We start from the raw sequence: 15283 nt of genomic DNA on the forward strand, positions 1-15283 counted from the left end.
ATGCCAGACGACGAGCGCAAAACTGCTGAAACCGCGATCACATTGGGCCATTTCAGTGGCCGGATGGCATCGATCAAGCACCCGAACGGACGCAGGCCTCACGCAAGCTGGACAAGTTCCAGATAATCCGCCGACCAATGGTCCTCGGTTCCGTCCGGCAGGAGGATCACGCGTTCCGGCTCCAGCGCCTCGACCGCGCCCGGGTCGTGCGTCACCAGGACGACCGCGCCGGCGAAGCTGCGCAAAGCGTCCAGGACCTGGGCGCGACTGGCCGGGTCCAGGTTGTTCGTCGGCTCGTCGAGCAGCAAAACGTTGGCAGCGCTGGACACCAGACCGGCGAGCGCGAGCCGCGTCTTCTCACCGCCGGAGAGCGTGCCGGCGGGCTGATCGAGCTGCTCGCCGGTGAACAGGAACGAGCCGAGGAGGTTCCGCAACTCCTGCGCGCCGGTGTCCGGTGCGAGGTGACGGATATTTTCCCACACGGACGCATCGTGGTCGAGCGTTTCGTGTTCCTGTGCGTAATAGCCCAAACGCAATCCGTGACCTGGAATGGTCTCGCCGGTATCCGGAGTTTCCATTCCGCCGAGCAGGCGGAGCAGAGTCGTCTTTCCGGCACCGTTCAATCCGAGCACGACGACCTTCGAACCACGGTCGATGGCGAGGTCGACCCCGGTGAAGATCTCGAGCGAACCGTAGGACTTCGAGAGCCCCTCCGCGGTGAGCGGGGTCCGGCCGCACGGGGCGGGCTCGGGGAACTTGATCCGGGCGACCTTGTCGGCCTGCCGGGTCTCGTCGAGCGCGGACAGCATCTGCTCGGCGCGGCGGGCCATGTTCTTGGCGGCCACGGCCTTCGTCGCCTTGGCACCCAGTTTGGCGGCCTGCTGCTGCAGCGCGGACGCCTTCTTCTCGGCGTTCGCACGCTCGCGGCGGCGGCGCTTCTCGTCGGTGGCGCGCGCGTCGAGATACCGCTGCCAGCCCATGTTGTAGAGGTCGAGCTCGCCGCGGGTCGCGTCGAGGAACCAGACCTTGTTGACCACGTCCGCGAGCAGTTCGACGTCGTGGCTGATGACCACGAGACCGCCGTCGTGCTGCTTCAGGAAGCCGCGAAGCCAGTTGATGGAGTCGGCGTCGAGGTGGTTGGTGGGCTCGTCGAGCAGCAGGATGGTCTCGGATTTGCCGCCGGCGCCCGCTTCGGCGGCGGCGAACAGGATCCGGGCCAGCTCCACGCGGCGGCGCTGACCACCCGAGAGCGTCTGCAGCGTCTGCGCGAGCACCCGGTCGGCGAGGCCGAGGTTGGAACAGATCCGCGCGGCCTCACTCTCGGCGGCGTACCCACCGAGAGAGGCGAAGCGCTCTTCGAGACGGCTGTAGCGGTTGACCGCCTTGTCGCGTTCCTTCTCGTCCACCAGCTCCGACATCGCGTTCTGCGCTTTTTCCATGTTGCGCAGCAAGGAGTCGAGGCCGCGCGCGGAGAGCACACGGTCCTTCGCGGTGACGGACAGGTCGCCCTCGCGCGGGTCCTGCGGGAGATAGCCGAGCTCGCCGCTGCGGCGGACTTCGCCCGCGTACGGCTCGCCCTCCCCCGCCAGCACCTTGAGCGAGGTGGTCTTGCCGGCGCCGTTGCGGCCGACCAGGCCGATGCGGTCGCCCTGCTGGATGCGGACGTTGGTGTCGTCGAGCAGGATGCGCGAACCAGCGCGCAGCTGCAGGCCAGAGGCCGTGATCACGGGAACTCCCGGTACAAGGGGTGGATGAGCGGACAGCTTCGACTCGCCGGCCGACGGGCCGGCGAGGAGCTACTCCAAGAGGATGTCCACGCGATCAGTGTACGGGCCGGTGTCGAACGGTTTTATCCGACCGTGCCCGACGTCACGGCCCGGCGAGGGTGATTTCGACCGCGACGGCCCGCTCCGCCGCGTCTTCGAGCACCGTGCGGCGCGGTTCGGGGATGTCGAGAACGCGGGGTTCGGCACGCTCGAACAACGGCGCCAGCCGCCTGTCCTCGCGCAGGGTTTCCAAGGCGCGGCGGTCACCGCCGAGGACGACTGCGTCCACTTCGGACAGTTGAGGGACGAGCACTTCGAAGGCGTCTTCCGCGGCGGCCCGTAGCGCTGTGCGGACTTGCCCTTCCCTGCGCCGCGCGAACCGCTGCTGCGACCACCCGCCCGCCGCGGACCGGCCCTGGACGAGATGACGGTCCGTCCTGGACTGGACGACCACTCCCCCGCGCGCGATCCCAACACTGTGCCCGCCGCGGCGGACCAGCAAGAGCGCGATCCTCCGCGAGATCAGCGCGTGCTCGACGAGCGGGCCGACGGCCAGCCCCGTCACCGTTCCTTCCGCCTTCAATGGTCCGAAAGGGACGGTCGCGACGGCGACGACGCCGTTGTCCGCGACGACCGTGACGGTGTCCGGCTTCAGTTCGGTCGAGCGGACGCCTTCGTTGCGGACGGCGAAGCGCGCGTACCAGCCTTCGAGGCGATCCGGGGCGACTTCGACCGCCCGGCCCCCGCCCGCCACCTGCCGCTCCCTCGCCATGGGTCCAACGTACGGGGCCTGGCGTCGGCAGGCGTTGCGAAAGCCACTTTCGCAACGTTGAAGGTTGCGAAAGTGGCTTTCGCAACATCGACTGCCCGCCGGATACCCGCGCTGCCGTTCCCCGCACTCGCGAGTGCGGCCACCAATCACGCGAGTTACGTGTCCAATCACGCGAGCCACGCCTCCGCTTACGCGCGTGAAGGCCTCCTTCCCTCGACTGAGCCGAGGGAAGGAGGCCTTCACGCGCATGGCCAGAGGACTAGACCGGCTTCACCGGCCCCTTCCCCACCGACTTCCCGACACCCGCGGGCCGCTCGGCCACGCCGGGCTGCACGAAACCGTTGATGTGCAAGGAGATCGAGCGGATCGAACCGGTGTCGCCACCGGCGACGTCGACCGCGGTGAACTTCCACGTGCCGTCGGCCGCCGCACCGGCCAGGCCGCCGAGCGCCTGCGCCGGCTTGTAGGTGCCGGTGAACGGCGCGTTCGCCGCGGTCACCGAACTGAACGCGGCGGCCGCGTTGTCGGCGAAGACGACCTGGCACAGGTTGTTGCCCGAGCCGCCGCTGCGCTGGAACACGGTCGCCTTCGCGCCCGCGGGCGACGTCAGCGTGCCGACCAGGTCACCGACGTACGAGTGGTTGATGCCCACGGTCGCCGAGGTCTGGTCGGTGTTGCAGGTCGCGCCGTCCACCGAGAACGTCAGCTTCGACGCGCGCCCGACGCCACTCACCGTGATCGGCACGGTCACGCCGGTCGGATCGCTGTCCGGGATCGCCACCGCGTCACCGGCGTAGGCGAAGTTCTGCGTCACCGGCGACGGGGTGCCGACCGGCAGCGAGAACGTGGACGTCGTCGGCGAGTACGAACCCGCGAAGGTCACGCGCGCGTTCAGCACCACCGGCACCCCGAGCTCCTGCGTGGCGGGAACGGTGATGGTGAAGTCGTTCACGCCGGTCTGCCCGGGGCTGATCGTGCCGTAGGACTTCGATCGCGGCGCCACCGTGACACCGGGGGTCGGGCTGGAGAGCACGACACTGGTGGACGTCGCGGTACCGTCGCCGCGGTTGGTCACCGGCAGGGTGACCTTGGCGGTGTCACCCGGGTCGAGCGCGGATCCGCCGTCGGCCGGGGTGACCGTCGGCTGGCCCGCGGACGCGAGCGGCTGCGGGCTGGCGCCGGTGTAGGCGAGCACCTTGTCGGCGAGGATGACGCCCGCGCCGCTGGAGTTGTCGCGGCCGGGGGCCAGGATGTCGACGGCGGTGTTGATCAGCGCTTCACGCACCTCGGCCGGGGGCAGCCCCGGGTTGCCCGAGAGCACCAGGCCCGCGATCGCGGCGGCGTGCGGCGCGGCGGCCGACGTGCCGTAGAACGTGGTGAAGCCGGTGACGCTGGTGGAGACGCCGTCGGCCGCGGTGATGTCCGGCTTGTTCCGGACCTCGCCACCGGTCCCGGACACGTTGCCCGGGGTGATCGGGGTGCCGTCGGCCTGGTAGAACATCCGCCGCGGACCGTCCGAAGTGAACCGTTCGACCTTCGAGCCCGGGCCGAACGCCGCCGGGAACGGGCCCGCCGGGTTGGCCGGGTCGCCCGGTTCGAGGGCACGGGGGAACGCCTTGGCGGCGGGGGCCGCCGCGACACTGAACGCGTCCCGCGCGGCCGAGTGGCCCACGGTCACGCCGGGTTTGGTGTAGGCCTTGAGGCCGTCGGCCGAATCGGTGAACCGGCCACGCAGCGCGGACAGCGAAAGGTAGCGGCCCTCACCGGAGAACTTGACGATGGCCAGCCGCAGCCCGGCGACACCCGTGGTGTCCACTCGTTCGTAGGCGTCCTGGGTGCCGGTCTGGACGTCCTGGCTGAAGTCGACGACGTTGCCCGCCGCGTTCAGCAGGTACAGGTCGTAGTCGTTGTTCGAGCGGCCCAGCGGGTCCGACCAGAACAACGTGACCGGTACCCGGCCCGACGCGCTCGAGATCGGCTGGAAGATCTGGTTGCCCGCGGCACCGGCGAAGTTGTGCGCGGTACCGGCGTATTTGCCGATGCTCTTGCCGGAGTCGACGAAGTCGCCTTCCCAGTGGCCCGAAGTGCCGTCGGCGACGTTGCCCTCGTTACCGGCCGAGGAGAAGTACAGCGCGCCGTTCGCGGTCACGTCGTTCACGGCCTGCGCGATGATCCAGTCTTGGAACGGGGATTCCTTGAAGTACAGGACATCGTCGACGATGACGTCGCAGTGCGCGTCGAAACGCAGTTTGCGGATGTTGTCGGCGAAACTGGCGTCGGAGTTGAACGCGCTGGCGAAACCGAGTGCCGCGTTCGGCGCGAGATCGTGGATGATCTCGAGCATCGCGGTGCCCTCGTCGCCGTCGCCTTCCTGGCCGGGGATCACGTCGACGCCCGCCGGGAGTTCGCCGCGTGCCTGCGAGGTCGCGAGCGAGTCGATGCCGTCGGACAACGCGCAGATCTTGGTGCCGACCCCGGTCACGCCGAACTGCTGGCGGGCGGTGTCGGCGTTGTGCGCGCGGTCGCCTTCGCTGTTGGTCGGCCCTGCCGCGATACCGACCTGTCCCTTGGCCTCGACGGCCTTCTTCAGCTCGTCCGCGATCCGGGCGGCCTTCTCCTCCTTGCTCTCCCGCTTGCCCGCAGTGGCGGGCTCGGCGAGCTGGCGGGCCGTGAACGCCTCGTTGGCGGTCTCGACCTTCTTGACGTCGGCGCGGGCCGCGATCGCCGGCACCGCGTTCAGCGGCACCTCGGCGCGGACACTGCCGTACCGCTCGGAGACCGCGCGGATCCCCGCACCGGATTCACGCAGTCCCTTGAGGAGTTCTTCCGAGACCTGGCCACGGATGTCCACGAGTACGGTGCCGGCCGCGGAGACATTCGCCCCAGACCCCAGTGCGGGAACCGCGGAGGCCGACATCCGCTGCGCGCGGAGTTTCTGTTCGACGAGCAGTCGGCTGTCCACTTTGGACTCGCCGGCGTTCTGGCTCTTCTTGATCGACTGCAGTGCCTCGATCTGCCGGACGGTGTTCTCCGAGAACGCGTCCGGCGACTGCGTGGTCTCCGCCATCGCGACGGGCGGGCTCACCAGGCCGAGCGCGGTGACGAGGGCCGCGGTGCCCGCGGTCAGGATCGTTCTTCTTCTCCGACTAGAACGGGTTGGACGCACGTGCGCCTCCGATTCCTAGGCGCGTGCCCCGACTCACGCTGACCGACGCCGGCGATCACCGGCTGGATCAAGCTAAGTACCGGGCGTGCACCGGCGGCAGGAGCCGTTCGGGTGACGTCGGATGGAGAATTTCCGGATTCGGCCGCAGGTCGTGGGCCGTTCAGGGTAATCGTGTCGTTACAGGACGAACGAGTCCGACCAAGGCTGCGAAGCACGGCCCGACAAGCCGTCCAAAAGGGTCACCGCCTGTTTGTCCGTCAGCGACGCCACGAAGTCGACGACCGCCCTCCCCCGCGCCAGGCCCCGGACGGCGTCCGCGCCGGTGACCGGTTCCCCGGTCGCTCCGATGAGCAGCTCCGGCGACGTCCGCGCCAACGCGGAGAACTCGGACTGCGCCAGTTCCACCAGATCGTGCAGCCGTCGCGGGAGACGGTAGAACTCGTCGCGGTCGAGCAGCCACGCGTCCAGTGCGTCGACCAAGGTGGTCACCAGACTCGCCTGCCCGCGTTGGTGCAGCGCGAGTTCCGGGCGCAACAGGACGAACCGCCGGTGTACGAACTTCAGCACCTGCACCTCGTGCCACTGCGCGGGACGCAGCGTGAGATGCCCTGTCCGGGTGGAGGGCGACGCCACCACCTGGACGCCGTCGACGAGTCGCGCGGTCCATTTCGCGGAGAAGGCGGCGGTGGCCTGTTCGGCCTCGATGGAACCGTCGAACCCGGTGGCGAGCAGACCGTCGACGAGTTCGTCGCGCACACGGGCGACGGCGCTGGTGAAGGCGTCGTCGTCGACGATCCACCCGTCCTTGGCGTGCATCCGGCGGCGCAGCCGTTCCAGCGAACGGCCGGGCAGCCGCCGTTCGGCGGTCAAGGTCGCCTCGTCCAGCGCGGCCAGTTCCGCCGCGTGGTCGGCCCAGCCGGTGAACTCGGCGGCGACCGGGGCGTGCTGCAGGACACCGATCCGGTGGAAGTCCTGGAGATCGTGGATGGCGTACGCGATGTCGTCGGCGGTGTCCATCACGGACGCTTCGACGGTCTGCTGCCAAGGTTCGATCCGGCCGGCGAACGGGGCCCGCGCCTGGGTGAAGTCGTCAAGTTCGGTGCTGTAGGCGGAGAACTTGCTCGCGCCGGTGCCGGGGGCGTCGGCCGGTTCGGCCGCGCCGCGTGGCTGGACGTCCATCGACGTCGGATGCGGATCGGGCACGTGCAACCGCGCCCACGGGTATTTCAGCACCGCGGCGCGCACCGCCGTGGTGAGGTCCAGACCGGAGGCGGACGGGCCGCGCACGTCGGTCGTGGTGATGATCCGGAACGACTGCGCGTTGCCTTCGAAACCGTCGGCGAGGCCGAACCGGTGCCGGGCGATCCGGTCCAGGGTCTGCTCGCCGAGATGCCCGAACGGCGGATGCCCCAGATCGTGCGCGAGCGAGGCGGCCTCGGCGACGTCCGGGTCGCAGCCGCCCAGCTTCGCGGCGAGTTCGGCGGAATCGCTGGCGGAATTGATCCGCTCGGCGATCGCGCGGGCGACCTGCGCGACCTTGAGGCTGTGGGTGAGGCGGTTGTGCAGGAGCCCGGAACCGCCGGCGCTGACCACCTGCGTCACCCCGCCGAGCCGCGCGAAGAAGGGCGACGCGGCGATCCGGTCCCGGTCGATCCGGAACGGGCTCGTGGCGAGGTCGGTGAACCCGGCGCTCTCGCTCGCCGGATCGCGCCGCCACGTCCTCGGGTCCGTCTGTTCCATGCGCAACACCGTATCCGTCGGGGCGGCGTGATGAGATACGAAGGTGGCGGACGTGGTGATCGCGGGTGGCGGCCCGGCGGGCCGGGCGCTCGCGCGTGCCTGCGCCCGGCGCGGCCTGGCGACGGTCCTGATCGACCCGGCGCCGGGCAGGCGCTGGCGGGCGACCTACGGGCTGTGGGCCGACGAGCTGCCCGCGCTGCCGACGAGCGCCGTCGCGTGCGCGCCGTCGGCCACGCTCGCCTTCGGGACCGGACCGCACGTCCTCGACCGCCGCTACCTGGTGGTGGACAACGACGGCCTGCGCCGGTGGCTGGACGAGGGCTACGACGTCGTCGCCGGGACGGTGTCCGGCGTGGACCACGGGCGGCAAGGTTCCTCAGTGCGCCTGAAGGACGGCCGGGTCCTCGCGACAGGTCTGTACGTGGACGCCACCGGCGCCCGGCCCCGGGGGAACCGGTACGAACAGACGGCGTTCGGCGTCGTCCTCCCCGCCGAGGACGCGCTGCGCCTGGCCGACCGCCCGGACACCGCCGTGTTCATGGACTGGCGGGACACGGAGTCCGGATTCCTCTATGTACTACCGCTCGGCGACGGCACCGTCCTGGTCGAGGAGACCTCGCTCGCCCGCAAACCCGGACTGCCCCTGGATGTCCTGGTGGCTCGGCTGCGCACCCGGCTCCGGGCCGTCGGCCTGACGTCGCGCGGGCGCGAGGAACGGGTGCGGATCGTGCTCGATCTGCCCGCGCCCCGGCGCGGCCGGACGGTGCCGTTCGGGGCCGCCGGAGCGCTGGTGCATCCGGCCACCGGGTACAGCGTCGCGACGTCGGTGCGGCTCGCGGAGCCGGTCGCGGACGCCGTCGTCGAGGCTTGGGATCGAGGTCCCGCCGCGGTGGCGGCGGCCGCGCATCGGGCGCTGTGGCCGTCCTCGGCACGCACCGTGCACGGATTGCGACGGCATGGATTGCGCGCGTTGTGCGGGATGCCGCCCGAACTGGTCCCGGTGTTCTTCGATCTGTTCTTCACGTTGCCCACGGAGCTCCAGCGCGCTTTCACGAGCGGTCGCGAAGATGTTTCGGGTACGACCGAAGCGATGTCGGCACTTTTCCGATTGTCACCGTGGCAAGTAAGAAAACACCTGATCGGGTGGCGTGCGTTACGCCGTTCTAGGTAACCCAGGTGCCTTCGCGATGAACATCAGTTGACACGTGTTTTGTTTCGCGCCGTCACCGGCGAATATGCGCTTGTGACGTTGCAGATCGCTGTCCGCTTCGCTTACCAGCCGTTGTACAGCCTGCACACCGGTGGCGTCGTCGCGTTCGAAGCCTTGGCGCGGCCGGGCCGTGGGACCGCCCACGAGTTGCTCGCCGACGCCCGGCGCAACGGCAGGCTGGCCGAGGTCGACGTCGGGCTGGCCGCCGAGGCCGTCCGGCAGCTGCGCGAACCGCAGGCCGCCCTCCCCCTGCACCTGAACCTGTCCGCGCGGACGGTGGCCGCGCCGCCGTCGCAGTTCGATCCGCTGACCGACGCGCTCAGCCTGGCCGGCCGCCGGACCAGGGACGTGGTGCTGGAGATCGGGCCGCCGTTCACGCAGATCCCCGCCGACCTGCTGCTGACCGGTATGCGACGGCTCACCGAACTCGGTTTCCGGCTCGCGCTCGACGGCCTCGGCCGCGGCGACCTCCCGCTGACGCTGCTCGCTTCGGCGCCCGTCGACCTGGTGAAACTGGACCGCAGCGTGCTGCGAGGCCTGCCGCACGACCCGGCCGCCGTCGCGGTGGTCGAAGCGGTGCTGCACTTCGCGTCGCGCACCGACAACCGCCTGGTCGCGACCGGGCTGGAGACCACGGAGCAGCTGGAATCCGCACGGCGGCTCGGGGTACGGATCGCGCAGGGCAACCTGCTCGCCCCGCCGGACGGCGACCACGCGCCGCTGCCCGCACCGGACGCGCCGGGGCCGTTCATCCCCGGCACCGCCCGCGCCCGCCGCGTCGGCGACTTCCTCCGGCCCGCGACCACGCTGCCGGAAGACGCGACCTGCGACGACGTACGCGAGGTGCTGGCCGCCGCCGACGGCCCGAGCGGCATCGTCGGCATCGACGACCGCCACCGTCCACAGTGGTCGATCGACCGGACCCGGTTCCTGGTCGCGGTCACCGGGTTGTACGGCCACGCCCTGCACGCCAAACGGCCGGCGTCGAGGCTCGCCGACCGGCCGCACACGATCCACGCCGACGCGAGCGCGCTCGAATTCCTCGAACTGGTCACCGACGCGGACTGGGGCCGGACCGGCGACGACGTCGTCGTGGTCGACGACCGCGGCCGATGTGTCGGTGTGGTGCTGGTGAACGAGGTCGTCCGCGGGGTCGCGGAAGCGAAGGTCGAGGAGGCGGTCTCGCTGAGCCCGCTGACCCGCCTGCCCGGCAGCGACGCGGTCGCGAGGGACGTCGACCGCCGGATCAACGCGCGGGAGCCGTTCGTCGCGGCCTGGCTGGACGTCGATTCGTTCAAGACGGTCAACGACACCGCCGGGTTCGCGGCGGGCGACGACCTGATCCGCACGCTCGGCCGGACGCTCACCGATCTGGAGGCCCGGCTCCGCCGGATGCGCGTCAGCCATGTGGGCGGGGACGATTTCCTGATCGCCTGCGACGTCGACGAGATCGGCACGGTCGCCACCGCGCTGCTGGACACGCCATGGTCGGCCGACGGGCTCCCGGTGACGGTCTCGCTGGCGACCCTGGTGTGCGGGAACGGCGCCATCCGGTCCTACAAGGACGCTTCCCGGCTGCTGGCGCCGTTGAAGAAGCAGGCCAAGGAGGTCCCCGGGTCGAGCTGGGTACTCGGGCGACCGGGCTCGGACCGCGTCGAGGTGCTGCGCGGGATCACGACGCGCGGCCTGCCCTCGCAACGCGTCGCCGGCTTCTGACCCCTCCCCGCATTTCGTCCTCTGAATGCGTTCCTTGCGCGTGCAACTACCGCATTCAGAGGACGAAATGCGGGAAGTCAGAGGTCGTAGGCGGCGCGGTAGGCCGAGAAGCGTTCGTCGACCTCGCCGGCGGTGAGCCCGAAGTCCGCGAGGTCGTACCGGTGCACGGGTTTCCTTTCCCCGGAACGGCTCTCGGCATGCACGACGGTCATCGCGTCCCGCGCGGCATCGCTCAGCGGGAGACCGAAATGCCGGTACACGCCCTCGACCGTGCCGATCGGGTCGGCGACGAAATCCTCGTACCGGACATCGCAGAACTGCGCGGGATCATGCCGTTTCCTCGCCGCCAAGGACTTTTCCGCACCCCGCGCCCAGAGATCCAGCTGGCTCCGGCCGATCACGTCGCCGCGGAAGACGTCGGACCAGCCCTCCGAAGCCTGCTCGTTCAGGCTGCACACCGACGCGACGATCGTGCTCGGCGCGCGATGGGTCTGGACGATCAGCGCGTCGGGGTACACCTCCAGTAGCGCGTCGAGCGCGAAAAGATGGCTCGGATTCTTGAGCACCCAACGGCGCCCGGCGTCGGGCAGGCCGATGAGCTGCAGGTTCCGCCGGTGCCTGCGATAGGCGTCGGTCCAGCTCTGCCCGTCCAGCCAGCGCGAGTACGACGGCACGTGCGCGAGGCATTCGTAGGACACCGATTTCAGGGACTGCCGCAACAGCTGCCAGCATTCCTCGACCTGGTCGGCGGACATGTGGTGCAGTCCCATGAACTCGGGATGCTCGACGTGGTGCTTCTCGTAACCCGCCTGGATCCCTTGGAAGACCGGGTTTTCCGCCCACGTCTTGCGCGGCGGGCGCGGTTGCGGCACTTCGGTCAGCCAGACCTCCAGCCCTTGATGCGCCGGATCCTCGGTGAGCAGCCGGTGCAGCGCCGTGGTCCCGGTGCGCGGCAGCCCGGTGACGAAGATGGGCCGCTCGACCGGAACGTCCGCGTACTCCGGGTTCTGCTTCCACGAGGCCTCGCTCAGCGACCTCGCCACCAGGGCTCCGCGCAGAAAGGCGCGATGGATCTTGTTGCCGTACGGGGTCAAACCCGCCTCGCCGGCGTACGAATCCAGCAGCACACGGAGACCTTCGAGATGGTCTTCGCCACCGAAGTCGTCCAACCCGGTGAGCTTCGCCGCCGACGCGTGCAGATCTTCCACGGTGCCGACGTTTTCCCGCCCTGGCAGCATGTTCTCCCTCTCAGTATCTGTTGGTGAACCCGCATCCGTGATCGACGTCGGCAGGGCGCTGCCTGGTCATCTACCTCACGATGGCGGACAAGGCGCCCTGCCACCGCGATAGCGGGGCCTTCGGCCGGGGCGGGTTCACGCGTCTAGCCGCCTTTCGAATCCTTCTGCAGCTCCGCCAACAGGCTCAGTGGTGGTATTCGCCGGCGTTGACGTCGAGACACTGGCCGGTGACGCACCGGGCGAGCGACGAGGCGAGGAACACGACGGTGTCGGCGATCTCGTCCGGCTGCGGCAGGCGGCGCAGGTCGATCGTCTCCGCCGTCTCGGCGTACACCTGCTCCGGCGGCACGCCGCGTTCCTTGGCCAGATAAGCGAAATACCATTTCAGCGAGTCCGCCCAGATGTAGCCGGGCGCGACCGAATTGACGCGGATCCCCCGCGGCCCGAGTTCCGAGGCGAGACTTTGCGCGAGCGCGAGCAGGCTCGCCTTCGCCATTTTGTACGCGCCGAACGTCCGCCGGGAATGCCTCAGTACGGCCGAATTGATCATCACCACCGAGCCGCCGCTCTCCGCGAGCGAAGACGTGAACAGCCGCGTGAGCCGCAGGGCGGCGAGCACGTTGGTCTCGAACCCCGCCCGCACGTCGGCCAGGTCGACGTCGGCGAGGTCCATGATCGGCGGGATGGCGAAAGCGTTGTTCACCAAGGCATCCACCCGGCCGAACGCCTTCAAGGCGGTTTCGGTGAGATTCGTGGCCGAAGCGTCGTCGGTGATGTCGGTGGGCACGGTGACCGCGCGGCGGCCAAGTGCGTCGACCTCCTTCGCGACCTCGGCGAGCCGCGATTCGGTACGGGCCGCGAGGACGACGTCGGCGCCCGCCGCGGCGCAGCGGGTGGCGATGGACCGGCCGAGTCCCGGACCGACGCCGGAGACCACGACCACCTTGTCCCGCAACAGATCCGTCATCCCAGCATCCTCGCCGCGACGGCGGTCTGACGGGCCGATATCCGATCCGCCCATTCCCCCGGGGTCACCTGCGCTTCGTCGTAGAACGGCAGCCGGTCGGCGAGTTCGCCGAACTTCACCACCTCGACCTCGGGACCGTCGGCCTCGCCGAGCGCACGGGAAAGGCGCTGCCAGCGGATCTGGACGTACCCGCGGTCGTGACCGGTGCGTTCGAGCCAGTTGGCCAGGCCCGGGTCGCGTTCGCTGATCACGAAACGGATCTTGCCGTCCGGGTCGACCCGCGCCTGGTCGGCGGTGAGGCTCGTCTGATGGTTGATGTAGTCGAGCGAGAGGTACCAGACGCTGCCGAGCTGGATGCCCTGATAGGGCGCGTCCGAACGCGGCACCGTCACGATCATGACCTCTTCGTCGCCGAGTTCGTAGTGCCCGGCCGACGAGTACTGCGTGGTCAGCCCGCCCGGTGTGGGACGCGGCTCGGTCATCGTGTTCACCGGCAGGTTCAGGTAGAACCACTTCGGGAAGGCGAGGAACGTACGCAGCCTGCTCAGCAGGATCTTGCCGGTGACGCCGTACCGCTTGGCCAGCCCGTCGCGGGTGAGCGGCGCGGGCGCGCCCCCCGCGGTGTCGGCGCACTGGATCTGGATCGTGCCGCGGCGTTCGGTGGCCCAGTCGCTGTAGACCTCGCGCACCACGAGCATCGACGAACCCGGGCCGAGGACGAAATAGTTGGGGCCGGGGTCGGGTTTCGCCGGACCGAAGCGGAGCTCGAACGAGCCGTCGTCGGCGATCTCGATCTCGCGATCGTCGAAGGCGGCGAGGCTGTCCGGCACCTCGACGGGCGAGTAGTCGCCGTTGAGGACCTGGAAACTGACGTCGGCCGTGCTCCCCCGCGTCCCGGTGACGACGTACTCGCGGTCCTCGCGGATGTTCGCGTTGAAGTACAGCGTGTCCGGGTTGTCCAGGCCCATCTTCGTATACGGCCCGGTGGACTGGGTGAAGAACGGGTAGTCGCGTTCGTAGGCCCACGCCATCTGCAGGGAGGCGCGGATGCTGCCGGCGAGGTAGTCGTACCCCTCGACCAGATCCTGTTCGGTGCGGATGTGCGGCGCCTCCGCGATGACCTTCTCGGCTTCGGCGATCGCGTCCGCCAACGGTTGAGTGAGCACCGGCGACTCCCCATACTGGTACACATATGTACCGACTTGGTACGTTCTTCGCATCATCAGACTAGAACGCGTTCTAAGGATGGGTCAATGGCCCGGCATTCCCCGCCCACCGAGCGAGTCGTGAGGCTGCTCGACTTCTTCGCCGCGCACCCCGGCCGGCGCTTCGGGCTTTCGGAACTCGCGCGCGAGCTCGACCTGGCGAAACCGACCTGCCTCGGCATCGTCACCGAGCTGACGGCGGGCGGCTACCTGGTCCGCGACCCTCAGCCAGTCACCTACCGGCTCGGGCCCGCGATGATCGCCGCCGGCCGCGTCGCGAGCGAAGGCTTCGGCGCGAGTGAGGTCGCGCGACGTCATCTGGAGGACTTGAGCAGGCGCTATGGCGCGACGTGCACGGCGTCGGCCGTGGTCGGCGATCGGATCCTGATGCTGCAGAGCGCCGGGCCGGGCCGCGTCAAACTGGGTGAGACGTATCCGTTCGCGCCGCCGGTCGGCCTGATGTACGTGCTTTGGGACTCCGACGCGGCGTTCGACGCGTGGCTCGCCAAACCCCCGGCGGTGCCCGTTCGACTGGATGAAGCGCACCTTCGCCGCGTCGTCGCCGAATGCCGGGAGCACGGCTATCTGGTGGAGAGCCTGACTTCCGCGGGGCGGCGGCTCTACGCGCTGATGGCGGGCGTCGGCGCGGAGGAACTGCCGCCGGAGGTGCGAGGCCTGGTGGGAGAACTCGTCTCGAGCCTCGGCGAGCGTGTCTATCTCGGCGCCGATCTGGAGCCGCGGCGCAAGCACGCGGTGAGCCTGCTGGCCGCCCCGACGTTCGACGCTTCGGGACGGCAGGAGCTGGTGCTCACGCTCTCGGTCGGCGAGCCGGTCACCGGCGCCGAAATCGCGCGACGGGGCGCCGCGCTGGTCGCGGCCGCCGATGCCGTCACGGCCGAATCCGGTGGCCTCCACCCCACGCGCGTTTAGTCCTCTAAATGCGGCAGTTGTCCGCGCCGGGACCGCATTTAGAGGACTAAACGCGGGTCAGGAGGACCACCGGTTCGCGGTGAGCTTCAGGCTCGGCACGTCGTCCATCGACATCATCGTTTCGTACAGCCGGTCGTACTGCGTGGACGCGGTCAGCCACACGCCGTCCACCCGCCGGTAGGTGTCCTCGTAGTACGCCGCGCCCTCGATGATCACCCGGTGCTCGGGCACGATCACCTTGTCCCGCATCAGCCAGGTGCCCGTCGCGGTGTCGCCGTCGACGTCGATCTCCGGCTGCCCGGCGAAATGCACCGTGGTGACACCGGGACCGACAGCGTTCCGGAAGAACTCGACGATCGCTTCGCGGCCTTCGAAGGTCAGCGGTTTGCCGTACGACGGCGTTCCGTACCGCGCGTGCACGTCGGCGGTCAGGGTCCCGGCCATCTCGTCCCACAGCTTGAGGTCGAGGCAGCGGAGGTAGCGGGCTTTCAGGCGGCGGATCTCTTCAAGCGCGACCAGGTCCATGCCGACAGCGTCCTCCTCCCCTTGACCAAGCACAAGAACTTGTTCTAC

At 69.5% G+C, this 15283-nt stretch carries 11 protein-coding genes; 3 read left to right on the top strand and 8 right to left on the bottom strand.

All coding sequences use genetic code 11. The features are described 5' to 3' along the window. Positions 1–98: 98 nt before the first annotated feature. The 4 genes from ACSMFO_RS06870 to ACSMFO_RS06885 form a co-directional block, all read right to left on the bottom strand. Positions 99–1727 carry an ABC-F family ATP-binding cassette domain-containing protein gene (locus tag ACSMFO_RS06870; RefSeq protein WP_038515461.1) on the bottom strand — a complete coding sequence of 543 codons (1629 nt, stop codon included), beginning with the start codon at positions 1725–1727 and terminating at the stop codon, positions 99–101. Positions 1728–1869: 142 nt separating this feature from the next. Then, the gene (locus ACSMFO_RS06875; protein ID WP_436457507.1) at positions 1870–2538 is read right to left on the bottom strand and encodes an acVLRF1 family peptidyl-tRNA hydrolase; all 669 of its coding nucleotides are present in this window, start codon (positions 2536–2538) and stop codon (positions 1870–1872) included. Positions 2539–2797: 259 nt separating this feature from the next. Beyond that, entirely contained in the window at positions 2798–5668 is a 2871-nt protein-coding gene (locus ACSMFO_RS06880) for a S8 family serine peptidase (RefSeq protein ID WP_436457647.1), read from the bottom strand. A 213-nt stretch (positions 5669–5881) separates the two neighbouring features. After that, entirely contained in the window at positions 5882–7444 is a 1563-nt protein-coding gene (locus tag ACSMFO_RS06885) for a deoxyguanosinetriphosphate triphosphohydrolase family protein (protein WP_125736338.1), read from the bottom strand. A gap of 43 nt (positions 7445–7487) precedes the next feature. Here ACSMFO_RS06885 and ACSMFO_RS06890 point away from each other — a divergent pair, with 43 nt between their 5' ends. Further along, positions 7488–8615 (top strand): lycopene cyclase family protein, encoded by a 1128-nt coding sequence (locus ACSMFO_RS06890; RefSeq protein ID WP_436457509.1) that lies wholly within the window; start codon positions 7488–7490, stop codon positions 8613–8615. 72 nt (positions 8616–8687) lie between these two features. Next, positions 8688–10370 (top strand): GGDEF domain-containing protein, encoded by a 1683-nt coding sequence (locus ACSMFO_RS06895; RefSeq protein WP_037344064.1) that lies wholly within the window; start codon positions 8688–8690, stop codon positions 10368–10370. A 77-nt stretch (positions 10371–10447) separates the two neighbouring features. Here ACSMFO_RS06895 and ACSMFO_RS06900 read toward each other — a convergent pair whose 3' ends face one another. The 3 genes from ACSMFO_RS06900 to ACSMFO_RS06910 form a co-directional block, all read right to left on the bottom strand. Beyond that, positions 10448–11608: a sulfotransferase family protein gene (locus ACSMFO_RS06900; protein WP_436457510.1), complete on the bottom strand. Its 1161-nt coding sequence runs from the start codon at positions 11606–11608 to the stop codon at positions 10448–10450. Positions 11609–11792: 184 nt separating this feature from the next. Beyond that, positions 11793–12575 carry an SDR family oxidoreductase gene (locus ACSMFO_RS06905; protein WP_436457512.1) on the bottom strand — a complete coding sequence of 261 codons (783 nt, stop codon included), beginning with the start codon at positions 12573–12575 and terminating at the stop codon, positions 11793–11795. Next, complete coding sequence (locus tag ACSMFO_RS06910; protein WP_436457514.1) at positions 12572–13741, bottom strand: hypothetical protein; 1170 nt, start codon at positions 13739–13741, stop codon at positions 12572–12574. Before ACSMFO_RS06910 ends, ACSMFO_RS06905 begins: the two co-directional genes overlap by 4 nt. Before the next feature lie 87 nt (positions 13742–13828). On the opposite strand from ACSMFO_RS06910, the gene ACSMFO_RS06915 reads away from it, so the two are divergent. Further along, entirely contained in the window at positions 13829–14710 is an 882-nt protein-coding gene (locus tag ACSMFO_RS06915) for a helix-turn-helix domain-containing protein (RefSeq protein ID WP_436457515.1), read from the top strand. 57 nt (positions 14711–14767) lie between these two features. Here the strand turns inward: ACSMFO_RS06915 and ACSMFO_RS06920 are convergent, their stop codons facing one another. Further along, a complete protein-coding gene (locus ACSMFO_RS06920; protein ID WP_016333182.1) occupies positions 14768–15235 on the bottom strand; it encodes a nuclear transport factor 2 family protein in 468 nt (155 codons plus the stop codon). Positions 15236–15283 lie beyond the last annotated feature (48 nt).

This window comes from Amycolatopsis sp. w19 (assembly GCF_051373225.1).
GTDB classification, from domain to species: Bacteria; Actinomycetota; Actinomycetes; order Mycobacteriales; family Pseudonocardiaceae; genus Amycolatopsis; species Amycolatopsis japonica.